Below are 14,293 nucleotides of genomic sequence, written 5' to 3'. Positions count from 1 at the left end.
GAAACCGTCACGCCCACAGCGCCGGTACGTTCGGTGGCTCCCAGCCGACCTGCGAGGTGTGGCCCTGCAGGCAGCGGTAGGACCGGCCGCCGTAGGTGACGGTCGCGCCGGTCGCGTACACGGTGTTCGGCGCCCACGTCCCGCCCTGCGGCGGGCTCGTCGTCGTGGCCGTCGCGGTCGGACCCGGGCCGCCACCCGAGGTCACAAGGGTCAGCCCGTACGCCTGAAGGATCTCGTTGACGGGCTGGTAGTACATGGTGCCGCCGGAGGTGCAGTTGCCCGAGCCGCCGGAGGTCACGCCCTGCGCCTGGGTGCCCGACAGCCACGAGCCGCCGGAGTCGCCCGGCTCGGCGCAGGCGTTCGTGCGCACGAGCCCGGTCACGGTGCCTTGTGAGTACGTGACGGACGCGTTCTTCTGCTGGATCGTGCCGCAGTGCCAGCCGGTGGTGGAGCCGGAGCGGCAGACGGAGGCGCCGACGGCCGCCTCGGTCGACCCGGCGACGGCGACGGTGCCGCCGCTGTAGTTGTTCACCAGGCCACGCGGGGTGTTGCCGGCGTCGACCTGGACCCACGAGTAGTCGTTCCCGGGGAAGCTCGACCCGCGGAACGTGCCGCTCGGCTGGGTGGTGCGGGCGCCGGTGGTGCCGCAGTGGCCGGCGGAGACGAAGCCGCCGTTCACGGAGAAGCCGATCGAGCACCTGGTGCCGCTGCCGATGTAGTACGCGTTGCCGCCCACCACGTCGATGTACGGCTTCGGGTCCTCGCTGGTCGCCTCGACGCGGACCGCGGCCTGGTCGACGCCGGCCGCCGCCAGGAAGCCCTGCGCGCCGGATCCGAGGACGACGACGGAGTTGGTGGGCAGGTCCGCGTACCAACCCTTGACGGTGCGCGGAGCGGCGGACGACTGCCGGTCGAGCTTGGCGACGATCGCGTCGAGCTGCGCCTCGCTGCGGCTGACCAGGGTCGGGGTCGCGCCGAGGTTGCGGACGCTCTGCTGCTGGCCGGCGTCGGTGATGCCGACGGTGACGGTCCTGCCGTCGGCGGCGACCCAGGTGCCGCCGTAGCGGGCGCCGAGGGTCGTGCGGAGGACCTGCTGGGTGGTCGCGGCGCGGCCGTCGAGGGTGAGACGGTCGCGGGCCTGCGCCGGGGTGAGGTGCAGGTCGCGTTGCATCGCGCTGAAGACAGCGGGTGCGACCCCGGCCGGTGGCGCCGCCGCGGTGTCGGCGACGCCGGTGCCGGCCAGGGCGTTGTGGGTGAGTACGCCGGTCGTGACCAGGGCGGCGGTCACGGTGACGGACAGCACCAGGGCAGTTCTGCGCATCGCAGTTCCTTCCCGGAAGTGCAGCGTTGGGGGTGCTGGCGGTGGTGTCCGGCATCGGGACGGGGGAGGCACCCGGCATCCCGACGCCGGAGATCGTGGGAGGTGCGCAACTGGCTTGTTAACTCCAGTTACCGTCGTTGTTGCGTGAACGCTAGGACGCGCACAGTCGGCTGTCAATACACAGGTGATGTGGGAAGGTGACGCGGTGACGGAGGACGAGTCGCTCGGCGCTCGGATCAGGCGGTTGCGCCTCGACCGCGGGCTCACCCAGCGGGAGGTGGCGGAGCCGCGGTACACCCGCGCGTTCCTGGCCGCGATCGAGGGCGGCGTGCGCGTGCCGAATGCCGAGACGCTCGCCCACATCGCGGGCGCGCTCGGGGTCGACGCCGACGACCTGCGCCACGGCCGCCCGGCGGACCTGGCCGACACCCTCTCCGGCGAGCTCGCCGAGGCCCGCCGGGAGCTGTCCCGCGGCCGCACGGCCGAGGCGGCGGCGAAGGCCGACGAGATCGCCGAGCTGGCGCGCCGGTACGCGCTGCCGGAGCTCCAGTGCCGCGCGGTCCACCTCGCCGGGGACGTCGCGCTGCACCGCGGCGACGTGGGTGCGGCGATCCAGCGGTACGCCGGCGCGAAAACCCTGCTGGAGCAGCAGGACGTCACGCTGCGCGCCGCGGTGGTCGCGCGGGAGGCCTACTGCCTGCAGATCACCGGCGCCACGGGCGAGGCGATCACGCTGCTCGAGGCCGAGCTGCGCGCCGTCCGCGCCGCGGCCGACCCCGATCCCGACGCGCAGGTCCGGTTGACGAGCGCGCTGGTGTACACGTTCCTGGAGCTGGACTGGCGCGAGCGGGCCCGCCGGCTGGAGCGGGAGGCGCTGCCGCTGCTGCCGCGGGTGCGCAACCGCGAGTGGCTCGCGCAGTTCAGCGTCACCGTCGCCCAGCAGCGGCGCGACCACGACCTCGCCGACACCGAGCGACTGCTCGGCGAGGCCCTGGCCATCTACACCTCGCTCGGGCTCACCCGCGAGATCGGCATCTGCCAATGGGCGCACGGTTACGTGCTGCGCCGCGTCGGACGGGTCCGCGAGGCCGCGGAGCGCTTCGAGCAGGCCAGGGCGATCCTGCGCGAGGTCGGCGCCGTGCAGGACCTGGCCGGCGCGACCCTTGAGCTCGCGGAGGCGCGCCGGCTCGACGGCGACCTGGACGAGGCCGAGCGGCTCGCGGGCGAGGCCGTCGACATCTGCCGCCGCACCCCCCACCAGGAGTGCATGGCCGAGGCCGACCGAATCCTCGGGCGGATCGCGGGTGCCCGCTCCCCCGGGTCTCCTGTTGCGGACCAGCTGCTCAGTGCCGCCGCGGATCGTTACGAAGAGTCAGGTCTCGTTGCCGAACTCGTGACGACGAGCAGGTTGTTGGGCGAGCAACGGCGGGCCGGGGGTAACGTCGAGGGTGCGGCGGAAAGCTTCCGGCGGGGGCTGCTCGCCGCGGCCCGGCTGCCTGAGGGCGGATCGCTGTGAGCGGGGTCGGTGAACGGATCCAGGCACTGCGCACCGGCAAGGGGTTGACGCAGCGCGACCTCGCCGAGCCCAACTACACCGCCGCCTATGTCTCGTCCGTCGAAAACGGTCACCGCGTTCCGTCCAGCGACGCGCTCGCACACTTCGCGGCCCGCCTCCGCGTCGACGTCACGCAGCTCACCACGGGCCGCCACCCCGGCGACGCGCTGTCCATCGAGATCGATCTGCTTGAGGAGGTGCAGCCCCAGCCCTGGTACGAGCAGCTCGCCACCGACCCGACCGCGCTCGACACCCGCCGGGCGGCGGCGGAGGTCGTGCTCGGCCGGCGGCGCCTGACGGCCGGCGCGGCCGACGACGCCGTCGCGCACTTCGAGCGGGCCCGGCGGCTGGTCCCGCCGACGCTGGCCCATCTGCGGACTCCCGCGGTGGCCGGGCTCGCGCTGTGCGCACGGCTGCAGGGTGATCCGGGCTATGCCGCGTATCTGCTGACGGGTTTCCGCGACGAGCTGCACCGTGCCGGGCTGCCGGATCCGGCGTCGGTGCTGGCGGTGCACGCGCTGCTCGCGCTGTGCCAGCACGACCTGGGCGAGGACGCGGCACCGGCGGCGTCGACCGCGCTCGCGCTGGCCGGGCCTGGCGCCGAGGCGGTGTCCGCGTTCGTGGCGACGGCCCGGACCCTGGCGGCGTCGAGCCATCTGCCGGAGGCGCGGGCGGCGCTGACCGCGGCCGGGGCGGCGGTGCTGGAGTCGTGGCTGGCGGACGAGATCGCGGGCGCGTTCCGCATCCGCGCGCGGGCGCGGCTGTCGGCGGGCGACCTGGCGGGCGCGCTGGCCGATCTGACGGCGGCGCGGCAGCGGTCGACGGGGCCTGAGGCGCTGGACGCGCTGGTGGATCTGGCGGAGGTGCACCGGGCGCTGGGCGATCCGGCGACGGCGCGTGCCCTGCTGTCGGCAGCGGATCCTGCGATCGCGCCGGAAGCAGATCTTGTGGCCGAGCCGGACGCGGATGCTCTGATCGCCCCCGGCACCGGCGCTCACGGCGGCACTCACAGCGGCGGCGATGCCGACCTCGAAGGCCATCGCCGCGACCGTACCGGTGGCGGCGGGTCGGCGGGCGAGGTGCGCCGGGCTCGTGCGCACCGGGTCCATGCCTTGCTCAGCCAGGACGCCGGCGATCTCGAGGCGGCCGAGCGGCACCTCCGGGCCGCGATCGCCATCCATCGCGGGACCGGGCCGCGGCGGGAGCTCGCCCAGCTCTCCCTCGATCTCGCCGACCTGCTGACCGCGATGCGCCGGCCCGACGACGCCCTGGCCGTGCTCGCCGACGGCCTCACCGCCGTCGACACCCACGCCGGATAGCCGGGCAGGCCGCGACGGTCAGGCAGGCCGCGGCAAGCCGCAGGCCGTGGCGGGTCAGGCAGCCGTGGCGGGTCAGGCCAGTCGCGCGGGGAACCCACCCGTCGCGATCGGCCCCCACGACTCGATCGTGATGCGCAGCAGCGACTTGCCCTGCTGGCGCATCGCTTCCCGGTACTCGTCCCAGTCGGGATGCTCGCCGGAGATGCACCGGAAGTACTCGACCAGCGGCTCCAACGCCTCCGGCAGGTCCAGCACCTCGGCGACCCCGTCGACCTGGACCCAGGGGCCGTTCCACTCGTCGGACAGCACGACGACCGAGACGCGCTCGTCACGGCGGGCGTTGCGGACCTTGGCGCGCTCCGGATACGTCGAGATGACGATCCGGCCCTCCGCGTCGACGCCGCAGGTGACCGGCGAGGCCTGCGGCCGCCCGCCCGCGCGAGTGGTGATGATCAATGCCCGGTGCCGGGTGCGGAGGAACTCGATCAGTCCGGAGCGGTCCACGTCGGTGTTCGTCGCGATGGTACGAGCCATGCCTCAACCCTAGTCGCACCAAGGGTTGAAGGATTTCCGAACTGTGGTTAGGTCGGCTGGTGACCTCCGACGCACCTGGCTGGGACGCCATCGACGCCGCGCTCGACCGCCTCTACCCCGGCATCGAGCCCAAGCACTACGCCACGCTGCTGAAATGGTCGCTCGGCGGCCCGGATCCGCTGGACGGAATCAGCTTCTACGCCCGCGACACACCGGTCCCGCACTGGCACATCGTCAGCTACGGCATGAGCGAGCTGTATTCGGCGCCGAATCCAGACGCGGAATGGTCCGGCTGGGGCTACGAGTTCACATTCCGGGTGCGTCGCGCGCCGGGCGAGACCGAGCCGCCCATCTGGGCCGCCAACTTCCTGCAGAACCTCGCCCGGTACAACTTCAGCAGCGGCAACGGTTTCGCGCCCAATCATCAGATGGACCTCAACGGTCCGATCGCGCTGGAGTACCAGACCCGGATCCGCGCCATTTCCTTCCTCGAGGATCCGGAGCTCGGCGTCATCGACACCCCGTTCGGCAGAGTGCGATTCCTGCAGGTGTTCGGGCTGACCCTGGGTGAATACGCGGCGACCCAGACCTGGAGCACCGAGGCAGTGCTCAAGCTCGCCGCCGGATACGCGCCGCTGTTCATCACCGATCTGGGCCGCACCTCGTTCACCGACATTCCCGCGTTCGCCGAGAAGGTCGCCGCCGGCCGACGCCGCGACGGCTCCTCCACGAGCAGTCTGGCCGTCGCCGAGTTCGCCTGGCTGCCCGACGGCGACGGGTACCGCCTCATCGTCGGCGCCCACGCGGTCGAACGCATCGCCGCCATCCTCCGCGGCCGGCTGCGATTCGGCCGGACCCTGGTCATCGACGGCCCCGACAGCAGCGTCGAGTTCTCTTCCGGCAGTTTCGGCCTCGGCACCAACAGCGACGGCACCCTCTTGAGGATCGTCCTGACGGAAGAAGCCCTCGACAACCTGACCGGCGTCCTCGTCCCCTTGGCCGGCGCGTCCCCCGTCCCCGAAGCCCCCGGCCTCATCGTCGACGTCCGCCCCACCCTCATCCGCGACAGCGACGGCAACGTCGTGGAGCGCATCGGCTGAGCCCTTGGCCGGTCCCACGGAAATGTCGGTCGGTTTCTTAGAATGGAGGCATGCTCGACCATCTTGGGATCCAGGTCGCCGACTTCGATGCCAGCAAGGCGTTCTACGACGCTGTGCTGGCCCCGCTCGGCGCGAGACGCATGATGGAGTTCCCCGGCGTCGCTGGCTACGGAGTCACCAAGCCCGACTTCTGGCTCGGCCCGGTCACCGTCGACGTCGTCCAGCGCGAGGTCCACGTCGCGTTCTCCGCCGCTGACCGCGACACGGTCATCGCCTTCCACGAGGCGGGCGTCGCCTTGGGCGCCGAGGTCCTCCACGCCCCACGCCTGTTCCCCGAATACCACCCCAACTATTTCGGCGCCTTCCTCCGCGACCCCGACGGCAACAACATCGAGGCCGTCTGCCACCTCCCCGCCCCCTGACCAGCAACGCCGCGGAATCGGTGAGCGGGGCGCCCACCCCACACCGCAGCCTCGCCTGCCCACAACACCGCACCACGCTCGGCCTCAACGCCCGTCATCACGGCGGAGCGTCTCAACTCCCCTGACCCACGACGCTGCCCTGCAACCCACAACATCGCACCACGCCCGGCCACCCCCGAACCGCGACGCGCGGGACCATCACGGCGGTGCCACCCAGCCGCGGAATCGGTGAGCAGGACGCCCACCCCACACCGCAGCCTCGCCCGCCCGCAACCCACAACGCCGCACCACGCCTGGCCACCGACGCGCGCGGGACGATCACGGCGGTGTCACCCAGCCGCGCCCTCACCACGCCGCCCACGCTCCACCACACCCCAACCTCGGCACGGGTCATCACGGCGGAACGGCGCAAACCGTAACCCACGACGCCGTTCTGCAACCCACAACACCGCACCACGCCCGGCCACCCCCGAACCGCGACCCGCGCGGGATCATCACGGCGGTATCACCAAGCCGCGCCCCACCACGCTGCCCACGCGCATCCACGTCCCAGCCCCAACGCATGTCGACACCGGCGGGATCGGCCAAACCTGACCCGCGACGCGGCACAGGCGCTGCCGCGTCCAACCGTGACACGCGTCGGCGTGGCGGGACGGTCAGCCGGTGACCCACAACACCAAGCCAGCGAGTTAGGCGGGTGGGTGGGGGGTGTCTGACATCGCGGCGGCTACCTGGCGTTCGGGGGCCGTGCCGGTGGCGAGGGAGGCGCGGACGCCTGCGATGTCGGCGGGGGAGCGGTTCTGGCTGAGCTTCCACTTGGCTTCGATGCGGGTGATGGCGATCTCGACGCCGACGATGGCGCGGAGTTGGCCTTCGATGAAGGGGCGGGGGGCGTCGTCGACCGACCAGGGGGACGGGCGGGCGGACTCGTGGAGGGTGGTGAGGCGGCGTACCAGGGTCTCGGTCCAGGCGGGGTCGTCGTGGGCGACGAGCGTGCCGTAGACGTGGGCGGTGATGTAGTTCCAGGTCGGCACGACGCGGCCGTGTTCGTGCTTCGTCGCGTAGGCAGAGGGGGTGACGTACGCGTCCGGGCCGCGGACGATGACCAGCGCCTCGGTGGCCGTGTGCTGCCACTGGGTGTTGTTGCGGGCCACGTGTCCGAGCAGGGCACCGGCGTCGGGGTCGAAGAGCAGCGGCAGGGTGGTCGCCACCATCTGCCGGCCGTCCCACGTGACCAGGTCGCTCGCGGCCGGGCGGGACAGCAGCTCGTGGACCGCGGCCTCGGACGGGGCGGCGAAGTGCGCAGGCACGTACATGAGCTCAAGCCTAGAGACCCTCAGCAGCCCTGCCAGAGCACCGGCGCGGGGAGGCCCGAGGCGGTGGCGCTCCAGCCGGCCACCGTGTGGCCGTCGCCGACGATGGTCGCGGCGGCGCCGCGGGTGCCGCCGGTGAGCATCGGCAGCGGGACGACGGTGCCGTCCCGCCAGATGCCGGGCTCGTCCCTGCCGACGCGGCCGGCCAGGGCGCCGGCGGCGGACACCGAGGTGGGCACGATGCGCATGCCGTGGTCGAGGGCGCCGGTGCGCAGGTTCCAGCGCACGACGACGGACTCGGCGGTGAGCTCATCCTTGGCGTCCTCGCCGCCGCGGCTGGTGGAGGCGGTGCCGACCGCCCAGTCGCCGGCGACCGCCTGGCCCTCGCCGCCGCGGTAGCCGGACGGTAGCGGGAGGGCGGTGCCGGTGCCGGCCGCGGTCCAGCGGTACGGGTGCTCGCGGGTGCCGATGGTGCCGACGATCGTGCCGTCGTCAGCGACGCCGGCGGCGAAGGTGTCCTTGCCGCCCGACTGCAGCAGCTTGGGGGCGCCCTGGCCGGGGGGCCAGACGACGGCGCGGGCGGAGAAGTCCGGGGTGCCCGGGAGGTACGCGGTGCCGGCGATCTCGCCACGGGCGTTGACGGCGACGGCCTCGGACATGGTCGCGCCGGTGGGGGCGGGCAGGTCCACCACGGCGCCGTCGCGGAAGACGGCGGCCCGGCGGTCCTCCAGCCGGCCGCGGATGCCGGCGACGAGGCCGGAGGCGTTCACGGCGGTCCCGGCGAAGCCGGTCGGCAGCAGCCGGGGGGTGCCGTCGGTCCACAGGATCGTCACGGCGGGGGCCATGTCGTCGCTCGGGAAGGGGACGCCGAGGACGTACCGGCCGGTCGGGTCCGCGGCGATGACGGAGCCGCCGGTGATGCCGGCGGGCAGGGGCAGGGACCGCACCGAGCAGCCGTCCGGCGCGGCACCCGTGATCGCCGGCACGGGTGGCCGGGCCCCGGACGGCCGCAGGGCCACGGCGACGACTGCGACCAGTACAAAAGCGGAAAACGCCGACAGAGCGACCTGCCGGCGCCGGTGGGAGCGGCGGGCACGGACCAGGACGTCCTCGGCGCGCAGGCGCGAGGCGCTGGAGGTACGCCGGGCGTAGTCACGAAGCTGGTCGTCGATCATGACGCGCTCCAGGTGGTCGAGGGGATCGCGCGGCGCAGGGCGGCCAGCGCATAGGCGGTGCGGCTCTTGACCGTGCCTTCGGAGCGGCCGATCAGCTGGGCGACCTCGGCGACCGGCAGGTCGCACAGGAAGCGCAGGACGACGACGACCCGCTGGCGCTCCGGGAGCCGGTCGAGGGCCTGCCGGATCAGCAGCCGCTCGTCGACCCGCCCCTCGCCGCCGGCCACCGGGCCGTCCGGGGCGGCGTCCCGCAGCAGGACCCGTGACCAGGGCCGCCGCCGGTCGGCGAGGCACGCCCGGACGACCATGGTGTGCACGTACGCGTCGAGGTTCGACACGTCCGAGATGCGGTGCCAGCGGCGGTACAGCACGGTGAGCGCGTTCTGCACGGCGTCGTCTGCCCGGTCGCCGTCACCGAGGATCAGGTAGGCGACGTGGTGCAGCCGCGGGATCCGCGCCCGGACGTACTCGACGTACTCGTGCTCCTGTTCGGCGCGCAAGGGTGACCTCCACGAAAACCAACCGGCGTCACACATGAAGATGCTCGCCGCCCGGCACGGGGTTCAAAAGTCGTGTCGGCGCCGTGTCGGTCCCGTGTCAGCGGGGCCGCGCACGGTGGTGGCATGACGGATCTGATGGTCGAGGCCGAGGGCCTCGTCAAGCGGTTCGGGGAGACGAGGGCGCTGCAGGGCGTCGACCTCGCCGTCCCCCGGGGCACCGTGCACGGCGTGCTCGGCCCCAACGGCGCGGGCAAGACCACCGCCGTGCGCATCCTGTCGACGCTGCTGCGCCCGGACGCCGGCAGCGCCCGGATCGGCGGCGCCGACGTCGTCCGCGACGCCCAGCGGGTGCGGTCCAGGATCGGGCTGACCGGCCAGTACGCGAGCGTCGACGAGGACCTGACCGGCCGGCAGAACCTGGTGCTGTTCGGCACGCTGCTCGACCTGCGCAAGCCGGCGGCGAAGGCGCGGGCCGCGGAGCTGCTGGAGTGGTTCGACCTGACCGAGGCCGCGGACCGGCCCGCGAAGACCTACTCGGGCGGCATGCGGAGAAGGCTCGACCTGGCCGCGAGCCTCGTCGGCCGGCCGGACGTGATCTTCCTGGACGAGCCGACGACCGGCCTGGACCCGTCGAAGCGCGAGGACATGTGGGGCGTCGTGCGCACCCTGGTCCGCGACGGTTCGACGGTGCTGCTGACCACGCAGTACCTGGAGGAGGCTGAGGCTCTGGCGGACGAGATCACCGTCATCGACCACGGGCGGGTCATCGCCAACGACACGCCGGACCGGCTCAAGCGGATCGTCGGCGGGCAGACCCTCGAGGTGCGCCCCACGGACCCGGCCGACCTGGAGAAGACCGGGCTGATCCTGGCCGCGGTCGCCACCGGCGGGCAGACCGCCGAGCAGACCCGCAAGGGCGTCCTGTCGGTGCCGGTCGCCGGCGACGAGGCGCTCACCGAGGCCGTCGCCCGGCTCGCCACGGCGGGGATCGCCGTCACCGAGCTCTCGATGCACCTGCCCAGCCTCGACGAGGTCTTCTTCACCCTGACCGGCAAGCCCAAGGAAGAGGTCGCCGCATGACCGCCGTAGCCGTCCTGCCCGAGAACAAGACCCACAAGGGCCCGTTCCGAGGCGTACGCCACTCGCTGGAGCTCACGAAACGCAGCCTGATCAAGACCTGGCGGACCCCGGAGGCGCTGATCGACGTCACGGTCCAGCCGGCCCTGTTCATGGTCATCTTCGTCTACATCTTCGGTGGCGCGGTCGCCGGCGGCACGCACCAGTACCTGCAGTTCCTCATGCCGGGCATCCTGGCCCAGACCGTCGCGATGGGCGCCATCTCGATCGGCGTCAACCTCAACAGCGACCTGGAGAAGGGCATCTTCGACCGGTTCCGGTCGCTGCCGATCGCCCGTTCCGCGCCGCTCATCGGCGCCGTGCTGGGCGACGTCGTCCGGTACGTCGTCGTGAGCATCTCGACGTTCGCGTTCGCCTACCTGATGGGGTTCCGGCTGCACGCCAGCCCGGTGCACGCGGTCGCCGGCTGCCTGCTCGCGGTGCTGTTCGGCCTGTGCCTGAGCTGGGCGCTGGTGTTCGTGGGGATGCTGGTGCGCACGTCCGGCGCGGTGCAGGGCGTCGGTTTCCTGGTGATCATGCCGCTGACGTTCGCGTCGAACGTGTTCGTCGGCGTGGCGACGCTGCCGGGCTGGATGCAGGGGTTCGTGAACGTCAACCCGCTGACGCACCTGGTCGAGTCGATGCGGGCGCTGTTCCTCGGCACCCCGGTCGGCGACCACGTGTGGTGGACGCTCGGCTGGTGCGCCGCCCTCGTCGCGGTGTTCATGCCCCTCGCGCTAGCCGCCTACCGCAAGAAGGTCTGACATCAGCGCGCGGATGCGGTCGGTGGCCTCGGTCACCGGCCGCTCGCGCCATCCCCAGCCGTCCCCGCCAGAGCCACCAGAGCCACCAGAGCCACCAGAGCCACCAGAGCCACCAGAGCCACCAGAGCCACCGGAGCCACCGGAGCCACCGGAGCCACCGGAGCCACCGGAGCCACCGGAGCCGACGGAGCCGCCAGAGCCGACGGGGAAGTCGCCGCCGGGGAAGAGGTGCTCGGGGTTGCCGCCGACCCGCAGCCCGAGCGTCCACAGCTCGTCGGCGGCACCAAGCCCGCCATGAGCCGCCAGCGCCGCCCCCGCGAGGGCCCACGCCCCCAGGATCGGCACGTCCTGCGTGGACAGCGCCTCGTCCCACGCCAGCAGCAGCAACGCGGCGGCCCGGTCGGCGTCGTCCAGCCCCAGGCACAGCACGGCCACGGCGCTTCGGTACAGCACCCGCAGCTGCGGGACGACCGGCTCCATCGTGTCGACGAGGGCCACGACCCGCGTCATGTGTGCCAGCGCCGCGGGGTGGTCGTCGTGCGCCATCGCCAGCTGGGCGAGCACCAGCGACGCCAGCCCGGCGTCGTGCTCCTGGCTGTCGGGCGAGCCCGCCACCGCCCTGAGCCGCTCCGCCGCGGCCGCGTCGCCGCCGAACGCCGCCCGCGCGTCGAGCATCACCCGGATCGAGCCGACGTCCTCGGTGGCGCCGAGCAGGTCCATGTGCCGTTCGCTGCGCCGCAGCCACTCGTGCGCGCCCGGGCCGCCGCGGGCGCCGATGCTCTGCGCGGCGGTGCCCATCCCCCAGTGGTCGCCGACCTCCTCGAAGCACCGGTACGCGTCGGTCGCGTCGGCGACGGACTCGGCGAGCGCGCCCAGGTTCTCGTTGACGGTGGCCCGGAAGTAGTAGCCGAAGCCGCGCACGTAGGGGTCGGGGTCCGCGATGAGCGCGGTCGCGCCGGCCGCGTGGTCGAGGTAGGGCGTGGCGAGCCGCCGGACCATCGAGGCGAGCGTCCACGCCCGGTCCGAGATCTCCGCGCGCCGCGTGCCGAGGGCCCGCAGCATCCGCAGGACCAGCGCGAAGAGGCGGGTCGTGTCCCGGACGAACGCGTTGAGCCCGGTGAACAGGCACAGCCAGGTGGCCCGATCGGCGTCGACCGAGGCGAGCGCGAAGCGGCGCCGCGCCAGCGGGTCGCCGACCCGGAACACCCGCAGCGTCCAGGCGACGACCTCGGCGTGCAGGCCGCGGACCGTCCACAGGTGGGCCAGGGGCAGCATCACGTCGACGGTCGCGGCGTCGTCCTCGTGCTCCAGCGCCCAGCGCAGCGCCGTGACGAGGTTGTCCTGCTCGGCCGAGCAGCGCCGGAACGCCGGCAGCTGCGCCGGGGACCGGAACCGCGCGGCGAGGTCGGCGGACTCGGCCGCCGCCCACCGGACCAGGCCCACCATCGCCGCGTCGCGGGTGCCGGCGCCGTCGAGGCGCACCTCGCCGTATTCGCGGACCGTCTCCAGCATGCGGTACCGCAGCGCGCCGTCCTCGCCCGCGTCCAGGACCAGCAGCGACTGCTCGACCAGCGTCGCCAGCCCCCGGCGGACGTCCCGGCCGCCGACCACGGCGCCCGCCAGGGCGGCGGTGAACGGCGCCGGGATCACCGCCAGCCGCTCCAGCAGCTCCCGGTCGGCGGCGCCGAGCAGCTCGCGGCTCCAGTCGACCAGCGCCCACAGGCTTGCGTGCCGGTCGGGCAGGCCGCGCAGCGCGGCGTCGAGCAGCCCGAACCGGTCGGCGAGCCCGGCCAGGACGTCGTCGATCGGCATGTGCCGCAGCCGGGCCGCGGCGAGCTCCAGCGCGAGCGGCAGGTTGTCGAGCCGGTGGCACAGCTCCAGGGCCCGGTCCGGGTCGGCCGGCACGCCGCCGCCGGCCCGGACCCGCGCGTCGAGGAGGTCGAGCGCGGCGTCGTCCGCCAGGGTCCCGAGACGGTGCACGACCTCGCCGGGCAGGCTCAGCGGCGCCCGGCTGGTCGCGAGCACGGCGAGCTCCGGCGCCTCGGCCAGCGCCGTCAGCTCCGCGGCGGCCCCGGCGGCGCCGTCCAGGACGTGTTCGCAGTTGTCGAGCACCACAAGACCGCGCAGCTCCTGTACGGCCAGCCGGAGCCGCTCCCGCGAACCCAGCGCCCGCCACTCCGCCGTGCCGGCCGCGAGGTCCGCCGCACCGACCGCGGCGAGGACTGCGGGCAGGACGTCCGCGTCGGTGCGCAGGGCGGCCAGCTCCACCACGTGGACGGGCCGCCCCTCGGTCACGGCCAGCCGGGCGACCTCGGCGGCGAGCCGGGTCTTGCCGGCCCCGCCGGCGGCGACCACGGTCACCAGCGGCGCGGACGCCAGGGCCGCGCGCACCGCGGTCACGTCGCCGTCGCGCCCGACCAGGGTCGTCACCGCCCGCCGCCAGCCCGCCGGCAGCGCCGTTCGGGGCTCCGCCCGCGGGGCGAGCTCCCCCCGGAGCAGCGCCACGTGCACCGCCGCGACCGCCGCGGACGGGTCGGCGCCGTAGCCGTCGGCGAGGGCGACGCGCAGGCGCTCCACGACGTCGAGGGCCTCGGCGTCCCGGCCCTGCGCGGCGAGCACCCGCACCAGCAGCACCGCCGACGGCTCGTGCGGCGGCTGGTCCGCGACGAGGCGGCGCAGATCGGTCTCGTCCGCGGGCGCGCCGGCGGCGAGGGCGGCCTCCGCGGCGAGCCCGGCGACGTCGGCGAGGAGCGGGGTCGGGCGGTCCGGCACCTCGGGGAACAGCGCCCGCGCCGCGCGGGCCGCCTCCCGTGCCCGCTCGTGGTCGCCGGCGTCGAGCGCCTTCCGGCCGCCGTCGAGCAGCGACCTCGCGACGACGGCGTCGACCTCCACGGCGCTCGCGGGCAGCAGGTAGCCGCCGGGGGCCGCGGCGATCGGCAGCCCCAGCCGCCGGGCCCGGGAGATCAGCGCCTGCACCGCGCCGGGCGCGTCGTCGGGCGGGCCGTCGTCCCAGACGGCGTCGACGAGCGCGCCGACGGACACCGCCCGGCCGCGCGCCTCGACCAGCGCCCGCACCACGGCCGCCAGCCGTGCGCCCTTCACCGGCCGACCGTCGACGGCCAGCTCCCCCAGTGTCGTGACGCGCATGGCTCGATCATGCCGGGGGTCCGGGCA

At 73.9% G+C, this 14,293-nt stretch carries 12 protein-coding genes; 6 read left to right on the top strand and 6 right to left on the bottom strand.

All coding sequences use genetic code 11. The features are described from left to right. Positions 1-7: 7 nt before the first annotated feature. Positions 8-1,321 carry a carbohydrate-binding protein gene (locus ABD332_RS08585; protein ID WP_344501250.1) on the bottom strand — a complete coding sequence of 438 codons (1,314 nt, stop codon included), beginning with the start codon at positions 1,319-1,321 and terminating at the stop codon, positions 8-10. Between the two features lie 205 nt (positions 1,322-1,526). On the opposite strand from ABD332_RS08585, the gene ABD332_RS08580 reads away from it, so the two are divergent. Both ABD332_RS08580 and ABD332_RS08575 read left to right on the top strand, forming a co-directional pair. Beyond that, positions 1,527-2,837, top strand: coding sequence for a helix-turn-helix domain-containing protein (locus tag ABD332_RS08580; RefSeq protein ID WP_344501249.1), 1,311 nt, complete (start codon positions 1,527-1,529; stop codon positions 2,835-2,837). After that, positions 2,834-4,195 (top strand): hypothetical protein, encoded by a 1,362-nt coding sequence (locus ABD332_RS08575; RefSeq protein ID WP_344501248.1) that lies wholly within the window; start codon positions 2,834-2,836, stop codon positions 4,193-4,195. Before ABD332_RS08580 ends, ABD332_RS08575 begins: the two co-directional genes overlap by 4 nt. 72 nt (positions 4,196-4,267) lie before the next feature. On the opposite strand, the gene ABD332_RS08570 is transcribed toward ABD332_RS08575, so the two are convergent. Then, positions 4,268-4,729: a PPOX class F420-dependent oxidoreductase gene (locus tag ABD332_RS08570; RefSeq protein ID WP_344501247.1), complete on the bottom strand. Its 462-nt coding sequence runs from the start codon at positions 4,727-4,729 to the stop codon at positions 4,268-4,270. A 59-nt stretch (positions 4,730-4,788) separates the two neighbouring features. On the opposite strand from ABD332_RS08570, the gene ABD332_RS08565 reads away from it, so the two are divergent. Together ABD332_RS08565 and ABD332_RS08560 are read left to right on the top strand one after the other, a co-directional pair. Continuing rightward, the gene (locus ABD332_RS08565) at positions 4,789-5,829 is read left to right on the top strand and encodes a suppressor of fused domain protein (protein ID WP_344501246.1); all 1,041 of its coding nucleotides are present in this window, start codon (positions 4,789-4,791) and stop codon (positions 5,827-5,829) included. Between the two features lie 50 nt (positions 5,830-5,879). Further along, complete coding sequence (locus tag ABD332_RS08560; RefSeq protein WP_344501245.1) at positions 5,880-6,251, top strand: VOC family protein; 372 nt, start codon at positions 5,880-5,882, stop codon at positions 6,249-6,251. 689 nt (positions 6,252-6,940) lie between these two features. Here the strand turns inward: ABD332_RS08560 and ABD332_RS08555 are convergent. From ABD332_RS08555 to ABD332_RS08545, 3 genes are read right to left on the bottom strand one after another with little or no spacing between them, the layout of a single operon-like run. After that, a complete protein-coding gene (locus ABD332_RS08555; RefSeq protein ID WP_344501244.1) occupies positions 6,941-7,567 on the bottom strand; it encodes an FMN-binding negative transcriptional regulator in 627 nt (208 codons plus the stop codon). 20 nt (positions 7,568-7,587) lie between these two features. Next, entirely contained in the window at positions 7,588-8,739 is a 1,152-nt protein-coding gene (locus tag ABD332_RS08550) for a hypothetical protein (RefSeq protein ID WP_344501243.1), read from the bottom strand. Further along, on the bottom strand, positions 8,736-9,239 hold the full coding sequence (locus ABD332_RS08545) for a SigE family RNA polymerase sigma factor (RefSeq protein WP_344501242.1): 504 nt from the start codon (positions 9,237-9,239) through the stop codon (positions 8,736-8,738). Before ABD332_RS08545 ends, ABD332_RS08550 begins: the two co-directional genes overlap by 4 nt. Positions 9,240-9,362: 123 nt before the next feature. Here ABD332_RS08545 and ABD332_RS08540 point away from each other — a divergent pair, with 123 nt between their 5' ends. Both ABD332_RS08540 and ABD332_RS08535 read left to right on the top strand, forming a co-directional pair. Next, a complete protein-coding gene (locus ABD332_RS08540) occupies positions 9,363-10,319 on the top strand; it encodes an ATP-binding cassette domain-containing protein (RefSeq protein WP_344501241.1) in 957 nt (318 codons plus the stop codon). Next, on the top strand, positions 10,316-11,119 hold the full coding sequence (locus ABD332_RS08535; protein ID WP_344501240.1) for an ABC transporter permease: 804 nt from the start codon (positions 10,316-10,318) through the stop codon (positions 11,117-11,119). The genes ABD332_RS08540 and ABD332_RS08535 overlap by 4 nt, the downstream gene beginning before the upstream one ends. On the opposite strand, the gene ABD332_RS08530 is transcribed toward ABD332_RS08535, so the two are convergent. Further along, the gene (locus tag ABD332_RS08530) at positions 11,093-14,266 is read right to left on the bottom strand and encodes an ATP-binding protein (RefSeq protein WP_344501239.1); all 3,174 of its coding nucleotides are present in this window, start codon (positions 14,264-14,266) and stop codon (positions 11,093-11,095) included. The two genes, ABD332_RS08535 and ABD332_RS08530, sit on opposite strands and share 27 nt — an antisense overlap. Between the last annotated feature and the right edge of the window lie 27 nt (positions 14,267-14,293).

It is taken from the genome of Dactylosporangium maewongense (assembly GCF_039531485.1).
GTDB lineage: Bacteria > Actinomycetota > Actinomycetes > Mycobacteriales > Micromonosporaceae > Dactylosporangium > Dactylosporangium maewongense.
The sequence above is the reverse complement of the archived record's forward strand: the minus strand, read 5'-3'. Positions and strand labels throughout refer to the sequence as shown.

Excerpts from the sequence above, each read along its gene's own strand:
- ABD332_RS08555 (WP_344501244.1), bottom strand. The coding sequence starts at position 7,567 with ATGTACGTGCCTGCGCACTTCGCCGCCCCGTCCGAGGCCGCGGTCCAC.
- ABD332_RS08535 (WP_344501240.1), top strand. The coding sequence starts at position 10,316 with ATGACCGCCGTAGCCGTCCTGCCCGAGAACAAGACCCACAAGGGCCCG.
- ABD332_RS08550 (WP_344501243.1), bottom strand. The coding sequence starts at position 8,739 with ATGATCGACGACCAGCTTCGTGACTACGCCCGGCGTACCTCCAGCGCC.
- ABD332_RS08585 (WP_344501250.1), bottom strand. The coding sequence starts at position 1,321 with ATGCGCAGAACTGCCCTGGTGCTGTCCGTCACCGTGACCGCCGCCCTG.
- ABD332_RS08570 (WP_344501247.1), bottom strand. The coding sequence starts at position 4,729 with ATGGCTCGTACCATCGCGACGAACACCGACGTGGACCGCTCCGGACTG.
- ABD332_RS08540 (WP_344501241.1), top strand. The coding sequence starts at position 9,363 with ATGACGGATCTGATGGTCGAGGCCGAGGGCCTCGTCAAGCGGTTCGGG.
- ABD332_RS08530 (WP_344501239.1), bottom strand. The coding sequence starts at position 14,266 with ATGCGCGTCACGACACTGGGGGAGCTGGCCGTCGACGGTCGGCCGGTG.
- ABD332_RS08560 (WP_344501245.1), top strand. The coding sequence starts at position 5,880 with ATGCTCGACCATCTTGGGATCCAGGTCGCCGACTTCGATGCCAGCAAG.